Source organism: Nostoc sp., assembly GCF_036919675.1.
Taxonomy (GTDB): domain Bacteria; phylum Cyanobacteriota; class Cyanobacteriia; order Cyanobacteriales; family Nostocaceae; genus Nostoc.
Window position 1 is genome coordinate 48,321 of record NZ_JBALCP010000126.1, and the last position, 21,910, is coordinate 70,230.

Annotated in this window: 17 protein-coding genes, 3 pseudogenes and 2 riboswitches; of the genes and pseudogenes, 7 read left to right on the forward strand and 13 right to left on the reverse strand. The window is 41.3% G+C overall.

Annotated features, from left to right (window positions below):
* Window positions 1-4 precede the first annotated feature (4 nt).
* Window positions 5-535, reverse strand: coding sequence for a hypothetical protein (locus tag V7K49_RS27965; RefSeq protein WP_334872685.1), 531 nt, complete (start codon window positions 533-535; stop codon window positions 5-7).
* 391 nt (window positions 536-926) lie between these two features.
* Here V7K49_RS27965 and V7K49_RS27970 point away from each other — a divergent pair, with 391 nt between their 5' ends.
* The 3 genes from V7K49_RS27970 to V7K49_RS27980 all read left to right on the forward strand — a co-directional run bounded on the left by V7K49_RS27970 (window position 927) and on the right by V7K49_RS27980 (window position 3,381).
* Complete coding sequence (locus V7K49_RS27970; RefSeq protein ID WP_335208540.1) at window positions 927-1,280, forward strand: hypothetical protein; 354 nt, start codon at window positions 927-929, stop codon at window positions 1,278-1,280.
* A gap of 96 nt (window positions 1,281-1,376) precedes the next feature.
* Window positions 1,377-2,888, forward strand: coding sequence for a stress-responsive protein Ycf46 (gene ycf46, locus V7K49_RS27975; RefSeq protein WP_273762402.1), 1,512 nt, complete (start codon window positions 1,377-1,379; stop codon window positions 2,886-2,888).
* A gap of 142 nt (window positions 2,889-3,030) precedes the next feature.
* Window positions 3,031-3,381: a DUF1257 domain-containing protein gene (locus V7K49_RS27980; RefSeq protein ID WP_012407317.1), complete on the forward strand. Its 351-nt coding sequence runs from the start codon at window positions 3,031-3,033 to the stop codon at window positions 3,379-3,381.
* A gap of 415 nt (window positions 3,382-3,796) precedes the next feature.
* Here the strand turns inward: V7K49_RS27980 and V7K49_RS27985 are convergent, their stop codons facing one another.
* Window positions 3,797-4,510: a tetratricopeptide repeat protein gene (locus V7K49_RS27985; protein WP_442948701.1), complete on the reverse strand. Its 714-nt coding sequence runs from the start codon at window positions 4,508-4,510 to the stop codon at window positions 3,797-3,799.
* Between the two features lie 274 nt (window positions 4,511-4,784).
* Here V7K49_RS27985 and V7K49_RS27990 point away from each other — a divergent pair.
* Window positions 4,785-5,195: pseudogene (locus V7K49_RS27990) on the forward strand (transposase); the annotation flags it as partial.
* 157 nt (window positions 5,196-5,352) lie between these two features.
* Here V7K49_RS27990 and V7K49_RS27995 read toward each other — a convergent pair.
* The 3 genes and pseudogenes from V7K49_RS27995 to thrB form a co-directional block, all read right to left on the reverse strand.
* A pseudogene (locus V7K49_RS27995) lies at window positions 5,353-6,078 on the reverse strand (ATP-binding protein); the annotation flags it as partial.
* A gap of 108 nt (window positions 6,079-6,186) precedes the next feature.
* Complete coding sequence (locus V7K49_RS28000) at window positions 6,187-6,696, reverse strand: hypothetical protein (protein WP_335208543.1); 510 nt, start codon at window positions 6,694-6,696, stop codon at window positions 6,187-6,189.
* 42 nt (window positions 6,697-6,738) lie between these two features.
* Window positions 6,739-7,653 carry a homoserine kinase gene (thrB, locus tag V7K49_RS28005; protein ID WP_335208545.1) on the reverse strand — a complete coding sequence of 305 codons (915 nt, stop codon included), beginning with the start codon at window positions 7,651-7,653 and terminating at the stop codon, window positions 6,739-6,741.
* A gap of 307 nt (window positions 7,654-7,960) precedes the next feature.
* Here thrB and V7K49_RS28010 point away from each other — a divergent pair, with 307 nt between their 5' ends.
* On the forward strand, window positions 7,961-8,737 hold the full coding sequence (locus V7K49_RS28010; protein WP_335208546.1) for a DUF5131 family protein: 777 nt from the start codon (window positions 7,961-7,963) through the stop codon (window positions 8,735-8,737).
* On the opposite strand, the gene V7K49_RS28015 is transcribed toward V7K49_RS28010, so the two are convergent.
* The 3 genes from V7K49_RS28015 to V7K49_RS28025 all read right to left on the reverse strand — a co-directional run bounded on the left by V7K49_RS28015 (window position 8,727) and on the right by V7K49_RS28025 (window position 12,659).
* Window positions 8,727-9,875, reverse strand: a complete 1,149-nt coding sequence (locus tag V7K49_RS28015) for a three-Cys-motif partner protein TcmP (protein WP_335208548.1) — start codon at window positions 9,873-9,875, stop codon at window positions 8,727-8,729. The genes V7K49_RS28010 and V7K49_RS28015 overlap by 11 nt on opposite strands.
* Before the next feature lie 137 nt (window positions 9,876-10,012).
* Window positions 10,013-11,701 (reverse strand): NAD(P)H-quinone oxidoreductase subunit 4, encoded by a 1,689-nt coding sequence (locus V7K49_RS28020; protein ID WP_335208549.1) that lies wholly within the window; start codon window positions 11,699-11,701, stop codon window positions 10,013-10,015.
* A 238-nt stretch (window positions 11,702-11,939) separates the two neighbouring features.
* The gene (locus V7K49_RS28025) at window positions 11,940-12,659 is read right to left on the reverse strand and encodes a response regulator transcription factor (protein WP_335208550.1); all 720 of its coding nucleotides are present in this window, start codon (window positions 12,657-12,659) and stop codon (window positions 11,940-11,942) included.
* A gap of 589 nt (window positions 12,660-13,248) precedes the next feature.
* Here V7K49_RS28025 and V7K49_RS28030 point away from each other — a divergent pair.
* Window positions 13,249-14,343: a hybrid sensor histidine kinase/response regulator gene (locus V7K49_RS28030; protein WP_335208552.1), complete on the forward strand. Its 1,095-nt coding sequence runs from the start codon at window positions 13,249-13,251 to the stop codon at window positions 14,341-14,343.
* Between the two features lie 163 nt (window positions 14,344-14,506).
* A riboswitch (cobalamin riboswitch) is annotated at window positions 14,507-14,649 on the forward strand.
* Window positions 14,650-14,866: 217 nt separating this feature from the next.
* A pseudogene (locus V7K49_RS28035) lies at window positions 14,867-15,025 on the forward strand (DUF4346 domain-containing protein); the annotation flags it as partial.
* Between the two features lie 103 nt (window positions 15,026-15,128).
* Here the strand turns inward: V7K49_RS28035 and V7K49_RS28040 are convergent.
* From V7K49_RS28040 to V7K49_RS28060, 5 genes are all read right to left on the reverse strand, one after another.
* On the reverse strand, window positions 15,129-15,383 hold the full coding sequence (locus V7K49_RS28040; RefSeq protein WP_334872663.1) for a hypothetical protein: 255 nt from the start codon (window positions 15,381-15,383) through the stop codon (window positions 15,129-15,131).
* A gap of 32 nt (window positions 15,384-15,415) precedes the next feature.
* Window positions 15,416-16,090 carry a hypothetical protein gene (locus V7K49_RS28045; RefSeq protein WP_334872661.1) on the reverse strand — a complete coding sequence of 225 codons (675 nt, stop codon included), beginning with the start codon at window positions 16,088-16,090 and terminating at the stop codon, window positions 15,416-15,418.
* Window positions 16,091-16,098: 8 nt separating this feature from the next.
* The gene (locus tag V7K49_RS28050; RefSeq protein ID WP_335208553.1) at window positions 16,099-16,719 is read right to left on the reverse strand and encodes a hypothetical protein; all 621 of its coding nucleotides are present in this window, start codon (window positions 16,717-16,719) and stop codon (window positions 16,099-16,101) included.
* 521 nt (window positions 16,720-17,240) lie between these two features.
* Window positions 17,241-18,110: a ribonucleotide-diphosphate reductase subunit beta gene (locus V7K49_RS28055; protein WP_335208556.1), complete on the reverse strand. Its 870-nt coding sequence runs from the start codon at window positions 18,108-18,110 to the stop codon at window positions 17,241-17,243.
* Window positions 18,111-18,980: 870 nt separating this feature from the next.
* A complete protein-coding gene (locus tag V7K49_RS28060) occupies window positions 18,981-21,236 on the reverse strand; it encodes a ribonucleoside-diphosphate reductase subunit alpha (RefSeq protein WP_335208554.1) in 2,256 nt (751 codons plus the stop codon).
* A gap of 336 nt (window positions 21,237-21,572) precedes the next feature.
* Window positions 21,573-21,715, forward strand: a riboswitch (cobalamin riboswitch).
* The last annotated feature ends 195 nt before the right edge of the window (window positions 21,716-21,910 follow it).

Sequence of the window (21,910 nt, forward strand, 5' to 3'; positions counted from 1 at the left end):
TAACTCAGAACTTGGAAATCCGATATTGCTGGGCAATGTAATAAAACAAACGATAGTAATCTTGAAATTCTTGGCTCTTGCTTCGTCCCTGCCAGTAGTATTTCACTTGACTCTGAGTTAGTGTCAGTGTCATCGAACCTACTCCTTTGTCAACTTCTACAACCAGTACCCCAGATACTCCTTGGGCAGTCTGAAAGTTGGGATTTATCTTTTTCACAGAATTTTGGTCTGTAACAATCGAATTTGGTAGCTGCTGACTTGCCCACCCCCGAATTTCCACTGTTTTGTTCTGGGGTGAAATAAACACAATTCCATCATCATTTTCTGGGGCTGCTAATGAAGTCCAGTTACTTGGATATGGAAATTCAAAGCCATAACGGGAGTTACTATAAGTTTTCCATGTGATAGCTCCGGCGTTAAAATCGTTTGCAGTGCAACCCCACAGGATTATGAACAGGGCAATGGCTTTGCTAACGCTGGAGGCAAACCGATAAATTCTTCGCCCCAAACGATAGGTTTTATTAGCAGTAGTCATTTATATTACGCATTTTGCCAAAATTATTGATTTTATAGAAATACCAGGGGCAAGTTAGAGCCACCATACTAAACTGCTGCTTGATTAAATCTAGTTAACCCCAGATAACTGTTTTGTAAATAACTCAGTTTGGTAACGATGTCATTAGTACACTGTGGCGTCAGTTTGCCTACCTTTAACAAAGGGATTTTGCCCCTTGTTAAGCTGCAAGTCTTTTTAATTGAGATGGTAGATGGATTTACACGCCCGCTGTACTAGTTAAAACAGCATCTAAATCTAAAATGTAAATAAATGTAACGAAACTGCCGTTAAAACGTTTTGCCGTCTTGACAACCAATCAAGAAACCGATAACTTGATATACATACCCGGGTAAGACCGTTAAAGAGTTATATGCAAACGCAAACTAAGCAAAAGGTCACTTTGTATTTATCGCCAGAGTTGCACAGAAAATTGAAGATTCGTTCAGCAGTCGATTCAGAACCAATGTCAGAACTTGCGGAACGTGCCCTCGTTTTTTACCTGTCTAATTCCGAATTGGTTGACGAGGTAGAAGATTCTTCTTGTGGGCGGACTCATAGAGTTTATTCATGCCCAACTTGTGATAGCTCACTAGTCTTACGTGATGGGGAACTGGTAAATTTGGGCAATCAACCAGGAGTAGTTGGTCAAGAACATCTTTGTATTGATGAGATGGATAAAGATGAAACCCATCCCAAGAGTGAGGAAGAGTTAGTTCCTTGCTAAATAGATACGAATTATGAATTATTTATTCATGATTCAGTTGTCTTTACCAGAAGCAATGTCTCTACTGTCTCTATAAGGTCTCAAGTAGGTCGATGTATGAAAGAAGAGCTCAATATCCTAATTCAAGCTCAATACCCTTTAATCTACCTTGTGACCTCCGAGGAAGAGCGGGCCGAGCAAGCAGTTTCCACAATCGCCCAGTTGTTAAAGCCCCAGCGCCGGGTATTTGTTTGGACAGTAACACACGGGATTGTGGAGTATGGTCAACCCCGGAATGTCACCCAACATAATACCGTGTCTCCAGAGGCGGCGATTGAGTGGATAATCCGGCAGAAAGAACCAAGTATATTTATTCTTAAAGATTTACATCCCTTTATTGATGCGCCTGCAACAAACAGATCGTTACGTGATGCGATCGCTAGCTTTAAAGGTACGCAAAAGAACATCATTTTGATGTCGCCGATGCAACAAGTACCTATAGAGTTGGAAAAAGAAGTTGTTGTTATCGACTTTACACTGCCAGATATGGCAGAGTTAAATAAAGTACTGACTCAGCATGTAGACCAAAATCGTGGTCGGCGGCTGACAACAGAAGCCAGAGAAAAGCTTCTCAGAGCAGCTTTGGGTTTAACTAAAGATGAAGCTGAGAAAGTCTACCGGAAGGCGCAGGTAACTACAGGGCGTTTGACGGAAGATGAAGTAGATATAGTTTTATCTGAGAAAAAGCAATTAATTCGGCGCAATGGGATCTTAGAATATATTGAAGAAGATGAAACCATTGATGCTGTAGGTGGCTTAGAAGAGTTAAAAAGATGGCTCAAGCAACGCTCTAACGCTTTCACAGAAAGAGCGAGAGAGTATGGTTTGCCTCAACCAAAGGGGATGTTAATTCTCGGAGTTCCCGGTTGCGGAAAGTCATTAATTGCCAAAACTACTTCCCGGCTGTGGGGTTTACCACTGTTGCGGTTGGATATGGGGCGAGTCTATGACGGCTCAATGGTGGGACGAAGTGAGGCAAATCTGCGAAACGCCCTGAAAACAGCAGAATCTATTTCCCCAGCGATTTTGTTTATCGATGAATTGGATAAATCCTTTGCTGGTAGTGGAGGTTCCTCTGATTCTGATGGAGGGACTTCAAGTAGAATCTTCGGTTCTTTCCTCACATGGATGCAAGATAAGAAGTCACCAGTGTTTGTGATGGCAACCGCCAACAGAGTAGAACGCTTACCTGGCGAGTTCTTGAGGAAAGGACGCTTTGATGAGATTTTCTTTGTGGATCTGCCAACACCGGAAGAACGGCAGCAGATTTTCAATATTCATCTGACCAAGCGCCGTGAAGACATCTCTCGATTTGATCTTGAGCAACTAGCTAAGATGTCTGATGGCTTTTCTGGGGCAGAAGTTGAGCAAGCGATCGTTGCGGCAATGTATGAAGCTTTTGCCCAAGATCGGGAGTTCACCCAACTAGATATTATTGCTGCACTGAAGGCAACATTGCCGCTGTCTCGAACGATGCAAGAACAAGTAACGGCTCTGAGAGATTGGGCCAGACAGCGCGCCCGCCCCGCAGCATCCTCCGTAGCTGAATATCAGCGAATGGAGTTTTAAAAGCTTTCCTCTGCCATCCCAGGGGGAAAGGCTAGCTGAAAATGCTAGCAGTTATAAGAAAAGCCGCATCCTGTTAAGCGCGGCTTCGCCCAAAACAAACCGTTGTCGTTTTTCTCAATCTTCTCATTGGAGGAAACCCCAAATGTCTCACTTTAGCACCCTGCGTACCAAAATCACCGATGCCGAAATCCTCAAGGCTTCCTTGCGCGACCTCGGTATCAGCGTAAAGACTGAAGCTGATGTCCGTGGTTATAACGGTCAGCGTGTCCGTTCCGACATCGTTGCTATGTTGGATGGCGAATATGACCTCGGCTGGTCTCGCAACAGCGATGGTTCCTTTGACCTAATCGCTGACCTGTGGGGAGTTGCTAAAAAGCACAACCAAACCGAGTTGATCAACTCCATCAACCAAAAGTATGCCGTTAACAAAACTTTGGCTGAAGTAAAACAACGCGGTCTGCAAAACGCCAATGTGAAGTTGGTATTGCAATAACAATTTCTCTGCGCGTTCCCAAAGCTGCACGGGTTAACCATATAAATAGCGGTTAGCCCGCTTTTTTATTCGGGACTGAGATGTATTTCTCAGTCCCGATTTTTGATGACTTTAGTCAATACTAATTTAAAATAAGTAAGCCTTATTAACTTCAGTTTTTAATTTGATGCCTGAATCTCGCAATGATTTTCAATCAAGAGCTATTACAGAAAGAACAGGCACATTTACTGACAATATGAAATTACCTATTCATAGATGGTTTAGGTATTCTGCTGGATTCTCAGCAAATTGGATTGAGGGAGTAATCGCAGAACTGGAACCTAAAATTGTCCTCGATCCATTTGCAGGATCGGATACTGTTTATATTGCTGCTGATAAACTTGGTGTGGCTTCCTGGCTTAGACATCCGACTCAATTAGTCATCATCATCAGTAAAGTAGCTACTTCTTTCTTCCCGTTTTTCTTCTATCCAAGCATCGTAAGCACCAGCATCATCTGGTTCATAGTCTGTTTTATAACACCAGTTTATAAAATCACTCTGATAGCGATCTCCGTAAAAAGATTCAACATCAACACTAGTTTTAATCTGTTGATTTTGATTATTAAGTTGCAAATAACTGTTAATTTCTTGTAAACGTCCATTGCTAATTCTGTAAACATCAGAATCTATTAATTGATTTTTTTCACATAACATAATCGCTTGTTGATAATTTTCTTTTGCTTGTTGAAAATCACTATTCTTGTGAAAGCAGTAAGCGCACCCCCGAAAATTATCTGGTTCATTAGGATTTATTTGTATCAAAAGTTTATAATTAATAATTGCCTTATTATAATCAACTAAACCATAAGTATAAATATCAGCTATTAGTTTATAAGCTTTAACATTTTGATTATCAATACTAATTAGAGAGTTTAAGTCTTCAATTGCCGATTTATAATCTCCAATTCTACGTTTTAATTGAGCACTTGTTAAATAAACTTCATGGAAATCGGGAACATTTTTTATCAGTTCTGAACAAAAAATAATAGCTTGGTCATATTGTTCTATATGGCTATATACTGCTATCATGCTGCAATAAACTTCGACGTTTGTAGGCTGTCTTTTTATAAAAATATAATGTTTGGGTATGTGCTAGTGTAATGTGCTGTGCATTGCAAAAACAAAAACTAACACGAAAAAAAAGACTTTACGTAGTAGCCAAGCAAAGACAGAAAGAGTCCAAAGGCTGAGAATAGAGTATTGGGAAAAAGTAAAACAAATAGACCCAGAAAACCTTGTTTTTATTGATGAAATGGGTGTTTTACTTGGTTTGACCCGAACTCATGCCAGAAGCGATCGCGGAAGTAGGGTGTATGATTTTAAACCATATTACCGATAGCGCAGCGTTAGCGAGTCTTCGAGCGTCGGGGCGAAAGTAAGTGTAATTGGGGGAATCAGCTTCAAGAAAGTTTTGGCTGTCATGACTTTAAACGGCTCAATGGACGGGGATGCATATAAAGTCTTTATCGAACATTTTTTGCTTCCACAATTATGGATTGGTGCAGTAGTGGTGATGGATAATCTTCCTGCACATCAAGTCGAAGAAATTAAACCCTTAATTGAATCTGTTGGTGCAAGTGTTCTGTATTTATCTCCTTATTCCCCTGAATTTAACCCCATCGAACATTGGTGGTCACAATTAAAAGCATTCCTAAAACAATTTTCTCCAAAAACTGCATCTGGAGTCGATGGTTTAATTAAAATAGCACTTGAATTAATTAATCCTGAACATCTCAAACATTGGTTTACAAATTGCTGTTACTGTACCTCATAAGCTCCGAATCTGCTGTATTTTTATACATTTATATAGTATAAGCAAAGTAATTTTTCAGATTTTATTAAATTATTCAATCAATAACTTAAATTTTTTATTTTTCCGAAGATTATCAAAATCTGGATCATTTTTGGCTGTATTTTGAATTTCTTCACAATAGTTGTTCGCTGCGGTCTAGAAAAATCTGCTCATGATTGCTACGTCCATCTTCTTGAGCAATAGGGACTATCCGATCTAAGTTATCAGCAATTAATACTAGTTGAGAATATCCTGGAGGTAAGTTACTTTTTGCATCTTTAATAAAATCATTTAACGCTTCAATTAAAGTTATTGTATAAGGGTTGACTCGCTCGCGAATTTTTTGGCGTTGGCTAGGTTCGGCTCGTAAATTTGCTGTGATTTTGGCAAATTGGGAGATTTGTGCTTCTATGGTTAATTTATCTAGGGATACTTCAGTCAGTGCCAAATCTTTTAAATCTTGCCAGCGGTTGTTTAACCATTTCAACAAACTGGCAGGAGAAGCATTATCTTTTAACGCTTCTAATAAGTGTCGTGTACAAGCTAAGAGAATATCTGTATATTGGGCATCTTCTGGCTCAATATCTGCTTCATCGGCAGCAAAATAAACCACAAAGCAGCCTTGCTCATCTAAATATTTTTGCAACCGCAGCAATTCTGTTGACTTTCCTGCACCACGATGACCTGCATAAAGTTGACAAGTCATTCTATCTGACAACAAAATCTCTCTACCTATTTCTACTAGGATGTCGCCATCTCCTCGCACAGCCTGACAATCTACATATTTGGGATCGCCAGCAGGTAAGGGTCGAAATGGGTCGAAAACATTGTATATCCGCTTTAGAAGTGCAAAATCTTGCGTCATCGGTTCAAGTCTCTTGATATGGACGATTTTAGCAACTGTCTTGTCATATCAAATAGTTCTTGAAAAAGTCAATGTTAGTAAAGTATTTCTAGTTTAGAAATGCTCGCATTAAACAATCCGATTGACAATTGTCCATACTTCCCCATCTGAGCGGACATAGGGAACAGAGATTGTCTTGAACCCAGTTATGAAGGGCTTGTAATAAAGCTGCCAATACATTGGACTCAGTTGATTGGCACAAGCCTTGAGTAAACGGACTTCTGTCGCCAGTTCACCTGCTAGTTGATTAATGCGTTGAGCATGAACCTGAGCGACTTCTTTAGCTTCCTCTAGCTGCTGCTGTTGGGTAAGTTGGTTTGATTCAACTTGCCAACGCACTAACTTACCTTGTCTTTGTTTTATCTGGACTTCTAGAGCTGCGATCGCTGCATCTATGCCCTGGAGTTCAACTGATAATTGGGCATTTTCCCTGGCTTGACGGCGGTACGCTTCAACCATTGCCTGGGGTGAATCATTCTCGGCAGAGATTACATTATTAATAGTGAGTGCAGCGCGTTCTTCTAGGAGAATCTGAATTTGAGATTTAAGCGCCGCCATTTCATCCTGAATTTGCTCCATAAATCGAGTTTTAAGTGCTGAGTAAAATAGTCATCTGATTTTTTAAAAGCTTTTTGCCCCTTGGGTATCGAGAGAAAGCGATCGCACCTCGGCTGTAATTCCTTCTTGTTGCCAAGCAGCTAACATCGCCGCCTCCACAGCCTCTGAGTGTAATTTATCCGCTAAAGCTAACAGTGTCGGCCCCGCACCACTAATCACCATACCATAAGCACCAGCACTAACAGCTGCTATGTTCAGAGCATCATAACCAGGAATCAAAGCTTTGCGATAAGGCTGATGCAACTTATCTTGCAAACCTGTCTTTAACCATTGTCCGTTACCAGTTTCCAAGCCACGCAACAATAACCCCAGATGTGCCATATTGAAAATCGCATCGGCGCGACTCACCTCAGTTGGGAGAACGCCCCGCGCCTCTGAAGTGGAAAGTTCAAAATCAGGAATAGCCACAACTGGTACAACATCTTTATGCCAGGGAACATCACAAATTTCCCAACCTGCGCCACTAGTTGCAGCAAGACGACATCTTCCCAACAAAGCTGGAACTACATTATCAGGATGTCCTTCCATTGCGATCGCTAACTCCATCACCTGCGACTGACTCATCGGCGCACCCTCAAGTTGATTAGCAGCAACTAAGCCACCAACAATTGCTGTCGCCGAACTACCCAAACCTCTCGCCAATGGGACACCTAATTTAATCTCTATTTTCACAATCGGCGGTGTCTGTTCTATATGTTGATAGAACTTGACAAACGCTTGGTGGAGGAGATTACTCTCATCAGTTTGGACTCGTTCAGCTTCTGTACCAGTGACATGAATAATTAGCTCACCCTCTTCTAGGCGAGTGAACTTGAACTCGTTGTACAGCTTTAAAGCTGCACCGATGCAATCAAAACCAGGCCCCAAATTAGCAGTTGTGGCCGGAACGGTAACAGTGATGGCAGAAACAACAGACATTGGCAAAACTCACTAATCATCAACCAGCATCCCATGTATTGGTAGCACTTTGGGGCTAGTTTTTGAGTACTGTTGGGGATACTTTGATCTACTGTTCCTTAATTCATCCTCCGAGCCTTGAGTTGCAGTGATTGTGGCTCTGGCAAAATTATACTATGGGATTTAAATAGTTTGATTGTGCGATCGCTCCGCCCCATCTACAGTGATGATATAATTATAAGTTCTGTTATAGTACAGATACACTATAAGAATCACAGATTCTAAAAAGTATAATTTGCAGAATTTGTAATTTACAAGGTTATGTAATATGTCTAGTACGCACACGGGTATTGAGTGGACAGATAAAACTTGGAACCCGACAACTGGTTGTAACAAGGTTAGCCCAGGTTGTTTGCATTGCTATGCAGAAGCTCTCACTAAACGTTTTCCTAATAACTTCAAGAATGGATTTGATTTAACCTTACACCCGGAAAGGTTAGCAGAACCTTTAAAGTGGCGTACTCCAAGTAGAATATTTGTGAATTCAATGAGCGACCTTTTTCATGAAGATGTACCTCTTGATTTCATTAAAAAGGTCTTTAAAGTGATTCATGAAACGCCTTGGCACATATATCAAATATTAACAAAACGACCTGAACGGTTACTTGAGTTGGCTTCTGAGCTAGAATTTCATGAAAATATATGGTTAGGTGTGTCAGTCGAAAATCAAAATTATGTTCATCGTGTTGACTTTCTTCGCAAAGTTCCGGCGACTGTCCGCTTTCTTTCATGTGAACCGCTTTTAGGGAAATTGAATCTTGAGTTAACAGATATTCACTGGGTTATTGTTGGTGGAGAGTCAGGACAAAAACATCGTCCTCTAAAAACTGAGTGGGTAAAAGATATTCATGACCAGTGTAAAGCAGCAGAAATTGCATTCTTTTTTAAGCAGATTGGCGGCAGAACTTCTAAGGCTGGAGGTAGGTTACTGGATGGCAGAATATGGGATGAAATGCCTGATGCTTGGAAGCAACATCAAAATATGTGGGGTAATACTCCACTAAAATTAGCAGCTAGAAAAGAAAAGCTGGTAATTAATGCTTAGGTGGAAATGTAACTTTAACTGAATCTGCAAATGTAGTTTCACCTTTATTTTTTTTTCTTTGATTAACAGGTGGATCTGCTGTAATGTTACCCTTAGCTTCCAGATTTTTAAGAGCATTTTTATAGTTCTTACTAATATAACGTCTGTCAACATGATGCTGATTGTAAATATCTTGCATGGTTATTGTTCGACCTGCAAATGTATTCAATAGCATTTCTTCTAAGTCATCGAGAGGACGATAAAATTCAAAAAGTAACGGTTGTCTATAAGTGGCTGGATTGTATTCAAAAGAAGGCACACCTTGATTTTGTTCAGAACTCTCTTTTGCCATTATTTCTTTCATGATTACATAGCCTTTCACGTGCTTACTCACGAAGATTAAATGATGACTAGTTCGTTTGCCATTCTCATGTTTGAAGCGAAAAGGTAGAACATACTCTCCACCCATTTCTTTGAGAGCTTCGCAAATTGCCTCTACAACTCTTAACTCCCGTTCTTCTGGTTTAAGTGTTTTTAGTTGTTCGCGTACTTGATCGGCTCGTATTTTTCCAAATAGCACATTCATGTGTTTTTCAACAGCTGCGTTACCTAAACCCATATTGATGCGATTGTAATTGAAAAAGAATATGCAATCACATCCCCAGTTCTTTACAACTGAGTTAATAAGTTGTAGCGATAATCCTTTATATCCCCACGGGTCTACAAAAAACAATGTAGGAACTAACTTTCGCTCGTTAAATGTCTTGACAATATTTTCCCCAACTTCATGATTGATTACTTGAGGCTTATATTTGAAATCTTCAATACCAGGAATTGAATTTATAGCTTCATGAAGAGAACTAACATTTTCTGCATCAACATCATTAAATACTGTCACCAGCCTATTTAGCATATCTGGGTTAGAAATCGCAGTCTCTAAAACTTTTATTGGTGTTGATTCGGAACCATCTTTGTATCGACCTGGGCCTGCAAAAAGGTCTATATAGGCAATTCTTGAGTCAACTTCTCTACCTTGACTTTCAAGCCTTTTAATAGTTCCGATTATTACTTGTGACCAAGCCCAAAAATATTTCTCAACAATTCTAGCTTTTATTAAAGATTGCTCTTTCTGTTCATCAAAGAAGGAAGTATTACTCATACGCAACCTACTTATGTATATTCTAATGTAGTAATTGTAGGTTGCGTAGAGCGTTTAGTCAAAGTGATTATCTAATAAAAGCGCGTAGACGGTTAGTAGACAACGCTCTTTTCTACGGAAATCGAGGTCAATAAAGCTTACTTCAAAGTTCCCAAAACGGGCGTTACCTCAACCTCTGAAATCTGCGGAACCAAGAAACCCTTGGCATAAATCTGGGGATTTGTTTGCGAGATTATGGCATAAGACTGGCGAAGATTAGCATTCACTGCAACAGTCTTCACGTCGTACATCTGCATCACCATCTTGGGATAGAAACCAATACCAATAATCATCAGCAGAAAACAGGCAGCGATAAACACCTCACGCGGTCTAGCATCGTCGTAGACTGCCTCCTCTGGCACTAGACAGTCTGTACCAAAACAAACTGTTCCCTCATCTTCTTGATTTTCTGAGTCTGCATTATTAATGTCGCAGATGAGTGCTGCACTCTGACCATAAAATACCTCTCGCAGCATGGAAAGTAGATAGATAGGTGTGAGGATAACTCCAACTGCGGCGAGAAAAACCGTTACAGTACAGAAAGTCGAACTGTAAACGTCACTGCTTGTCAGACCAACGAATACCGAGAGTTCGCCAGCAAAGCCGCTCATACCGGGAAGTGCCAGGGATGCCATCGTTCCGATTGTAAACAGGGCAAAGACTTTGGGCATGGCTTGACCAATACCGCCCATATCTTTCATTATCATTGTGTGGCTGCGATCGTAAGTAACACCTGCTAAGAAGAACAGCACTGATGCAATCAAACCATGTGAAATCATTTGCAACATCGCGCCGTTGATTCCCAAATCAGTGAAAGACGCAATCCCAAGCAATACAAATCCCATGTGGGAAATCGACGAATAAGCTAAACGCCGCTTCATATTGGTCTGAGCAAAGGAGTTCAATGCACCATAGATAATGTTGACAACACCCAGAATGGCTAAAACGGGCGCAAAGTAAATGTGTGCATCGGGAAGCAAATCAAGATTCAGGCGAATTAGTCCATATCCACCCATCTTCAGCAATACACCAGCCAAAATCATCGATACAGGAGAGGATGCTTCGCCGTGGGCATCAGGTAACCAAGTATGCATCGGAAAAACAGCAAGTTTGACACCAAATGCAATCAGCAACCCTGCATAAAGTAGCAGTTGTAAACCAAGAGGATATTCCTTCCTGGCGAGGGCGGTTATGTCAAATGTCATCTTACCGCCGCCATATAGCCCCATTGCCAGGGCTGCCACTAAAATAAATATAGAAGCGGCTGCGGTGTACAACAAAAATTTCGTAGCCGCATAACGACGCCTTTGCCCACCCCAAATGCAGACTAGTAGGTAGACGGGAATCAGCTCTACTTCCCACATAATGAAAAATAGCAGCAAGTCTTTGGCAACGAACACGCCTACCTGTGCAGAATACAGCACCAGCATCAGAAAATAGAAGAGGCGGGGTCGGTGTGAAACTTGCCAAGCCGAAAAAATCGAGAGTGTGGTGACAAATCCTGCCAGAAGTACAAGGGGAACTGAAAGTCCATCGACTGATACCGCCCAGTTCAAACCTAACTGAGGCATCCAGGCATAATTCTCCACAAGTTGAAAACTAGCACTGCTGGCATCGTAATGCTTCCAAAAGGCGTAGCACATCAAAGCAAAGTCTGCGATACCTACACCCAGTGCATACCACCGCACGCGCTTGCCATCTTTATCAGGCAGCACAGGGATGAGTAAGGAAGCAACGAGTGGCAGCAAGACAATCGCGGTAAGCCAGGGAAATTGATCCGCTATCATGTATATGAGAAAAAATACTTATTTGTCAATTATGTCATTCTACTCAAATTTGTAACAATTTCTTCATAAAGTTTTGTCCCTGTTAACCGCTTTGACCGAAAAACAATTATGAACAAGCACTTCGTTAGCGCAGCATCGATTCAAAAAGTTGCAGTTTTGAGGTGGATAGTTCAGTACCCGCTTTCAAGGAATTAAAAATTATTGGGGAAATTGCAATGTGAGTAGGTGAACTACTCACTCACGGTACTAATCCAGCCCGCAAAGCCCGGACAGCAGCCTGTGTACGGTCAGCAACACAGAGTTTATTCAGAATACCTCGAACATGAGTTTTTACAGTACCGACCGTTAGATAGAGCCTTTTAGCAATTTCTGCATTGTCACACCCAGCGACAATCAACTCTAAAACATCCATCTCCCTATTAGTTAAAGGATAGCTGACTATATTTTTCTCAACATCTGGGTCAATACCTTCAATCAAGACTCTTTTTCCAGCTGCTCCTCTGCTACCATCAGGGAAATCTTGACGTATTTGTTGTAGTACAAGGTCTGCGATCGCTGGATCGATCCATGAGCTACCTGCATAGGTCGTTCGTACAGCCTCTACTAGTTTCTCTGTTTCGATATCCTTCATGCAATAAGAATCTGCACCTGCTGCAAATGCTGCTAAAACTGCCTGTTCGCTATTCTGCATCGTTAAAATTAGCAGCTTTGTTGTATAATCTTCATTCTCGGCTTGATATTGCCTAAATGTGCGTGTTAGCTCAATTCCATCCATGTCAGGCAAGCCAATATCAATAGTAGCAACATCGGGCTTGAGAGTTTTCAGAAGCTTGATACCCTCTGCTGCATTGGCTGCTTCACCAACAATGTTTAACTCTGGATCGGTTTGCAAAGCAGCCCGTAAGCCGATTCTCGTAAGGTTGTGATCTTCAATCACGAGGATCTTGATTTCACTCATAGTTGCTTAATTTTACTGTTATCTATCTAAAGTACAGATTAAAATAATCTCGTTCTTCTATTCGGGATTTTATACAAAAAGCAATGCGTTTGGTATTATTACCCTGAGTTCATCTACCATTGGACATAAATAACCTTATCTCGGAAGTTTTTCTAAAGCAAGAGTTTTGATATGACAATATAATTCGATCAAAAAATATTTTTATACATTTACTTGAGGATAGATGTTTTATGGTAAATAACTCCTCACTGAAAATCCCCTAGCTAGCAAACAAGAGTGGGTGACTACTAAATAGTTGCCCTTGCAGTAGCTAGGATGATGCACATAAAAGGGACTAAACTACCTCACCCTAGCATCCAGGCAGAGATATTGGTTGGATAATCAGACAGCTAAGATACTTGTAAAAAAGTAATGTTCTTTAATAAATACATCATTTTTTCAAGAAGCAGTGTAATTACGTACAATTCTCAGATATTTAATCTGGGAAATTTTAAAGGAAAATGTCAATCCTTAATAATCTCAGCGCTGGTAAAGTAAGCTATTACTAGATTTGCTAGGGATAGCCAAGCACTTCTTTTTTTATTTAGCCATGTCTTTAACAAAAACTGTCAAAAAAGATAAAATTCTCGTTGTCGATGATGTTTTTGACAATCTACTGGTCTTAGAAGCAGTCCTAGAAGATAAGGACTATGAGATTCACTTGGTAGAAGATAGCAAAATTGCTCTGACTATGGTTGAGGAGTCACCACCAGACATAATTCTGTTAGATGTGATGATGCCGGAGGTAGATGGCTATGAATTTACTCGCCGCATCCGACAGAATCCGGCGTTGCCATTTATCCCAATTCTGCTGCTCACGGCTCACTATGAGTCTAGCGTTGTTGAAGGACTTGATGCTGGTGCAGATGACTTTATTCGTAAACCATTCGATCCTGATGAATTACATGCACGAGTGCGATCGCTCCTGCGCCTCAAACATAGTATCGACGAACGAGATCAGATGGCTAACCTGCGGACAGATTTTGTCTCGCGTTTTACTCACGATTTACGCATACCGTTGGTAGCCTCCAACCGCGTATTAAAATTATTGCTGTCAGGCAGGTTTTGCGAAGTTTCGCCAGAATTGCAAGAAATAATTGATACCATGATTGGCAGTAACCAAGACCTGCTGGAAATGGTAAATACCTTGCTAGAAGTTTATCGTCATGAGGCGGGCTGTAAAACCTTAAAAATTTCTCCCTGCAATATTCAGGAATTAGTTAGTGAAGTTACCCAAGAATTAACTCCCTTAGCTGAAGAAAAAGGATTAGCTGTAAACATTGATAGAGGTGAAACTGCAAGCACTATCATGGGCGATCGCGTAGAACTGCGGCGAGTTTTGACAAATATCATCGGCAATGCTATCAAATTTACAGACAAAGGTTCTGTAGATATTCATAGCCATCTCACTCCAGCAGATGTGACTATTGATATCCGAGATACGGGGCCAGGAATTTCTAAACAAGACCAGGCAATATTATTCGAGCGATTTCGCCAAGGTAAACACCAGCGTTCTGGTAGTGGTTTGGGACTATATCTATCTCGCTGTATTATTGAAGCACATCAGGGCACAATCGGTGTGACATCTGAGCCAGGGCAGGGTAGTACATTCACCATCCGTCTACCTGTAGCTGGTGAAAACTAAGACACCAGCGATCGCAATCTGTGTCAGCTAGTGAGGCGAGTTAGCGATCACCTACGGTGGGCGGGTACGCCATCGCAACGAGAACACCGCAGGCATCGCGCCTGAAAAAGGTAGCCATTGCAACTGGTCAATTTCAGTATTCTTAAATTCATAATCATGCTACTATTGGGCATATCAACTCGGTTCTGATGGGAGTCAGCCATCAGACGCAAGGGGGAAAGTCCGGTGTAAATCCGGCGCTGTCCCGCAGCTGTAATGAGGCTTATGCTTCAAAGTCAGAATGCCCGCCGAAAGTAACAGACAAACTTACATCCATCTGCGAGGTACAGGTGAATATTGCCATAAATATTTCAACAATACATCAGTTTCATGTTCTCATAGTGCCAGAGATACGCCACGGACTACTCATGGCTATGAAATTATAGGCAGTTTATTGATAATTGTAATTACGCTTTAGTGTAACTGTCATTTCCGCTAGTTTTTTGCTGGCGTGAAAGCTTTTGCAACATCATTTCTGTCAAATTTACTTACAGGAAGAAGTGCTAAAGAAATTTGCATTCAACTGTTTGAGTCAACAAAACTTTGTCCAGTGAGTCGATTGGATCATGCAGCTTACTTAGGACGTGAGTTTATGCGAACAGAATTGGCATTGGTAACAGGACAAGACTACGTACAGGATTAAATAGGCTTGTGAGGATTTAACAGTGCGTTTGAGCGGCTAGTCGATAACCTTTGTCAGTCCGCTCCAACTGCGTTGTTATGTCGCGATCGCCACACAGTTCAGGCTAATTTTGTAGAGACTCATTCAGTTGCTGCTGAAGTTGTTGAACTTCCTCAATCGATAAGCCTGTGGAAGGGGCAATAGTATCGATCGCCATTCCTCTACGCAAGAGATTGATAGCGATCGCCCGATTTCTTTCTTCCTCAGCCTCTCTCCAGATCGAACGATAAACGGTGGATTCCTGCATGATGTCTCTCCGTAACGGTTCGGGTAAGGGGTTGCCGATCCCCTCGAACTCAGTACCAACGACTTCCTTCAATCCGCTGCACCGCAATTGTTATGCGGCGATTTCTAGAATTGAATTGGTGTATACAAATCTCCTTGTAACTGGAGCCTACCTTCAACCAGATATTCCCATACTTCGCCGGAGTGGATACGCTTGTGAGTATTGGGTGGAGATTGCATAGTAGGAATCTCAATTTCAAGGTTGCCTCCACCCGACCAGTAGTGTGTCCAGATTCGCTCTATATCTTCACCCGACCACATACCAGTAGGATAAACAGAACGCATCAAAGAAATAATTTCCATATTTACCTTTGCAACTTTAGTCAATGAATCTTCGAGAAGCGTGAATCTTCTGACTGAGTTGAGATTCCATCTATAAAGCCGTTGTGCTTCTCTACAATCTTCTTCAGTAGCAAATGCATAAACAGCAGACAGACGCGATGGAAGTTTTGCAAAGGAAAGCAACCGTCTCATTTCAGCATCATACTCAACACGATAGTCGGTAATTGCAGAAGCACAGTAAAAAGATAAGAATCCAGTAGATATTTGCTCGTTTATTACAAATGGCAAATAATTAAGCTTACCCTCCAAATACTGCACCTCTAGATCAGAATATTGCAAAACAGATGTGTAACCTGCTGACAGAATTTGACCTGTAAATTGAAGATTATGTTTGGCAAATGGATTGGCAAGATTAACAAAAATAAAATACTCTTGGGTGTTAGATGTACTTGTCTGCAAAATAATCGCTATCCTTTTGTTCTTTCAAGAACGTCAAAAATAAGATTAAGCATTTCATCGATACGATTGGTAATGCCGAAAGCGTATGCTGGTACTCCCCGTGAAGGGTCAAAATTTGCAACAGTGAAGATTATTGGACGATAAAGACCGCGCTTAATACTCTCATGAAGAAATCTCAGGCCTTCGTCAGGTACTCCATCACGGCTCATGTCGGAGACAATTACATCGTATTCGGTATTAGCCAACATATTGAGTGCTGATTTTGTAGTGCGCGCAACGTCTACAATAACTCCAAGTGATTGCAATATTCTTTGAACATTGATCATCTCTTCAGGTATATCATTCACCAGTCGCAACCTTGCTCCTTGAATTATTGAAGTTATTCGCTGCGCTCTATGGGTAACTTGATCAAGGGCTGTCTCTTTAACTTCTGGATTTTTACGTGCTGCCTTTGCTAATTCTTCTTTGATAAATTTTGCTTCAATGCCGAATGCTTTAATTTCACTTAGCTGTGGTATTAAGATATTTTTAATTGGTTTAAGAAAAACAAGCACAAGAATCGTAAGAAAAATGACCCACAGAATGGACGGGATGATCTTAATCAGTTCAATAATAATTTCTTTGGGCATTAGTTCTTCAGACAATAGGGAATGTTAAGTGCAATTTTGCAGACTAGTGAGAAGTTTAGCACTATTTCTATTCTGACTTAACTCATACCGTTTTCACTTTACTGTCCAATGCACAATCTTATGGGAATTCAAGCTTGTACACCAGCAGGTAGTAATTATGTACCATCCCAAGCACAGAGCTAAATCGCATAACTATTTATGATACTAAAAGTTACCGTATAATCTTTTTCTCAATCCTAATATATCAAGCATTACAACGAACTCCTGTCTAAATATACGAATTTTTTTTACATTTTTGTTTGGGTATCTACCAAATTTTTCTGTATAACCACCCTTTACGAGAGGATTATAAATAATTTTTCCGTATATCCTTGGTGTTGTACAGAATTTTTCCTCATAACATCCTTAATTTAGTTTTGTATTTAACGGTATTTACGAGCGAGCTATCTCAGCAGGAACGCATTTTTAAAGACGCGATATATCGCGTCTCTACATCTAAACCAATATCTTATAAACCCCTCTTAGAAATCATCCCAACCTTCAATACTTGAAGACATGACGTAACTAGTTACACTTGCCTCAAAGAAGTTGGCTTTTGTATTGGCTTCTTTCTTGGTATCTGAGAAACGTTCCAAGTGAGTATAGGGACTTTTCTTGTAGATAGCTTCTGGAAATAATGGCTCTAAACCGATCGCCTTCAAGCGCGTGTTTGCCAGATATTTTGTGTAGTGTTCTGTACTGTTAGCTGTAATGCCAAGAATATCATCTCCGACAATATGTCCTGTCCACTTGCATTCATACTCGACAGCAAGAGCAAACATTTCATAAATTTGTTCGCGGCTGTGGGGGAAAACTTGCATCGCTTCTGGAATCAATTTTTGATATAGCCGCACATGAGAGAGTTCATCTCGGTTAATCATTCTAAAGATATCGGCACTCCCAGACATCAACATCCGTGATGACAGATTATAGAAGAATATAAACCCATTGTAGAAATACAATCCTTCCAACAAGTAATCTGCTAACAGCGATATAAAATAATTTTCTGGTGTCGGGTTATCGACATACTTCTGGTATAGTCCGGCGATGAATTCGCATCGTTGTTTGAGAATGCGATCGCTCCGCCAAAAATCATAGACGTGTGTCCGGCGATCGCTCGGAATCACCGTCTCAATAATGTATTGATAGGACTGATTGTGCATCGCCTCTTGAGAAATTTGTTCTGCCATACACAGCGCAATTTCTGGTGCGGTAACACTGTTTTTGATGTGAGGCACATTACATGTTTGCACCGAATCGAGAAAGGTAAGGTAACTGAGGATGCCATCAAATGCACGTCGTTCTTTAGGCGTGAGATTGACGTAATCTGTCACATCTTGAGTAATATCAATCTTTTCAGGTCATTTGTGTTCAGTAAGATTAGCTACTCCTTACCCGCTTTTTCAAGCTGCTCTAAGTCACCTTAGAGATCGGACTATATCATCAACTTATCTTTTGATAAGAAGTTCCCCGCTTCGACTGCCAATCGCTTGCAGCCTACTCTACTTTTCACCACTTCGTGGTTCGTCAGTCGCCTGCGGAGGGAAAACGCCAGATGCTTCTCCTGTCGGAGACGCTACGCGAACAACGGGGGGAACCCCCCTTCGGGTGACGCTCGATGACTCGCTAACGCTGCGCTAACACCAGTCGCCTACGGCGGGAAACCCGCCTACAGCGCTGGATTCACCGCAACGTACTAACTCCCCTCCCGCAGCGCTGACTTACTTGTTGTGAATTTCGATAGTCTCTACACCTTCTCGTTTAGCAACGAGCTTGGCACGGGATTGTCTGTGATGCAATCTTCTGTGACAGTTAGAACACAGTAATTAACATTTTTCTAGCTTTGTCATCATATTTTGTTTCTTTAACATCAACATAATGAAAATTATCTAAAAGCTAGATTTTTACAGGTTTCCCCCGTTTTCAAGGAATTTAATCTGGACTACCTAGTTAATCCAGAAGTTCTCGCGCATTTGCCGATAAAGAGATACAGCCCACGAGTAGCGAACGTCGTTTAATTGCATTAAGTTCGTAGTCTCTCCAAACCAGATTAAACGGTTGGCTGTATTATCGTTTCCGTTCGGATTGAAAACGGGATTAATCGGCATTAATGATTGTCTTGGTTGGTACATTTTGAGTTGGTTATGATTAGTTTTATTGAAAAGTTTGCTCTTGGGGGTTTCCCCTAAGCTGCAACTTTCCGCTTCATCCAGATCGGTAGTTCAGCTTGCACAAGCAACACATTGCTCATTCGATTCTTTGAAACTGTCTTTTTGGACGGTGCGAATATAGTAGATTGCTTTACAACCCAATTCCCAAGCCAGCATTAGGGTTTCAAAAATATCAAGAGCGGTGAGAGAACGCTCTGGTTCGTCGGGGAAATAGACTCCAGCATTTAAGTTAAATAGCAATTCCATTGAAATTCCTGTATCAATCCATTGTTGGATTGTAGCGATCGCTTTCACCACTTTTTTCTGATCTAGTGTCTTATTTTCGGCATAGAACCATAAATGATCCCGAATGTAAGGCGGTGCAATGGGTACTGAACCTTTTGCCCACTTTTCATAAAAGAATTTGCTGTAAACGGGTAAAACACTGGCTGTACAACCCTGAACTAAAGATGAAGAAGTGTTAGGTGCGATCGCAGTAATATGTGAATTGCGAATCCCATGTTGTTTGATATCCTGACTCAGTTGTAAAAAGCGTTCTGGTTGACTTGCGCGTTGCTTAAACCAATCCACAGGCTTTGCTCCGATTAAATGTCCCTTACTCCATTCACTACCCCCAAAAGCAGGATACGCACCTCGTTCCTTCGCCAGTTCCATTGATGCTGCGGTGCAATAGTAACCAATGTCTTCAAATAAATCACTGATTTCCTGAAGATGGGTGTAGGTGAGATGACGTTTTGCTAACCAATCGGCTAATCCCATACAGCCTACACCAATTGTGCGATATTTGGCGTTGTGAGTAGCACTAGCAGCAAATGGTGGTGAGGTCAGTTCAATGGTGTTATCTAGTATACGGACTGCAATTTGACAAATCTCTGTTCGCTGCTTATTTTCTAAATTCGCAAGATTAATACTAACGAGATTACACGTATGTGCTTCTTCACCAGGTTTCACATTTGACCATGATTCTTGACAAAGGTTTCCACCAGGAATATAGCCCTGATGCTGATTGGGATTAGCTCGGTTGGCGGTATCTTTGAACCATAAATAAGGCATCCCGGTTTCTAATTGGGTTCGCATCACCTGTTTGAGTAAAAGACGCGCATTCACCCGCTTGTAGAGTGTAATCGAGTTATCTAAACTGGCTTCGATTTGAAGATAGGCACGTTCAAATGCTTCACCCCAAGTTGAAGCTAGTTCAATACCTAAACGAGTTCGTACCTCATAAGGATCAACTAGAGTCCATTCTGTATCTGCTGCTACTCGCCGCATAAATTCGTCACTGACAACCAATTGCGGGAACACGTCATAAGCTTTGCGTCGCCCGTCCCCACTCTCGGTTTGCATTTCCAAAAATTCAGGTAAGTCCACATGCCAAACATCTAGACTCACAGTGACAGCACCTGCTCTACGTCCACCTTGATTGACTGCGATCGCTGTATCATTTAACAACTTAATCCAGGGAACCACACCACCTGATGCATTTGCCTTCCCCATCACCCAACTACCTGTTGCTCGAATCCGAGACAGATTCACCCCCACACCGCCGCCATTTTTGGAAATGCGAGCCGCATCATGAATGCCGCCAAAAATGCTTTCCAAATTGTCGTCCATTGCCGTAATGAAACAACTGGCAAGGGAGCCATTGGGAATCCGTAAGTTCGCCAGAATCGGTGTTGCTAAAGATATTTGACGACGAGCGATCGCTTCATAAAATTGCTTTGCCCAAATTAATCGGTTATCTAGTGTTTCCACGGAGGCTATCAATAGCGCACAAGTTAAAAATGCTTCTTGAGGCAACTCATTCGCCAAAAGATATCGCTTCGTCAGTAATACCGATCCCGCATAATCATAATCGGCATCCCAGTCGGGATTGATCCAAGTGTTAGCAATCTCTAACTCTTCAGGAGAGTAGGTCAAGATGCGGCGATCGTATTGTCCTTCTAGAACTTTCAAATGTACAGTCCGAGCATAGTACCCGTATTGATAGCCACGGCTAACTTTAGTATCTTTCCACAAACTCCAAATATGTAAGCGGCCTGCTACATAGCGCCAATCAGGTTCTTCAGGACTACACAAATCCAAGGCACAACGAATTAAATTATCTTGAATTTCTCGCGTGGTAATGCCGGGACGCAATCGAGTTGTCAGATGTGCTTCTAGAGCAATGGAATTTGTTGAAAGTCCGCAACAAGCCCAATTAACCACTGTGCGAATTTTATTAATTTCCAACGGTGTCGTTGAACCATCACGACGAATAACATGGATATCCGTTGTGGAGCCAAGAGAGAGTGTAGATGGAGCTTGCATACAAGATGTGTTGATAAATTGTAGAAGAATAATTGCAAAAATGGAAAAGAATTATTAACTAGGTTTGGCAATGTAAAAAAATTGTCAACCCTGAGCGTAGCCGTTCGCAAAGCGTCTCGAAGAGAAGGGTTGACGGTGAGCGAAGTCGAACCGTCAGCGCTATGTCACAAAACGCTGGCAACCCGAAAAAGTTTGTTGGGTTGAAAAATTGCTAGAAGAATTGTCCAACAAAAATCTAGAGCAAGCTTTGGTAAAGAATGAAACTTGCTCCGATTAATGACGAATGTCAGTATAGATCGACCATTGATTTTTATGCAAGCAAATCACAGTTGTGTTAATATACAGGGGAATTTCGGTTCTAGTGGGGAACAGCCACTAGAGGAAACGGGGAAAGTCCGGTGTGAATCCGGCGCTGTCCCGCAACTGTAATCAAGGTTTGCCTTGTGAGTCAGAATGCCCGCCGAAGTTGACTTTTAAATTTTATAGAACCCATTTAGTATCTTTCTTCACGAAATAGATGGATGGCTTTCAGGCAATCCTCGATCAAGTGATTTAACAACGGAATCAGGATTGTAGAACTATAGAACCCATTTGGGATCTATAAAGTAGCTAATCTTCGGAGCATAAGTCTGACAAAACAGAGATGAATTTTAGTGGTCGCATTTTCTAAAGTT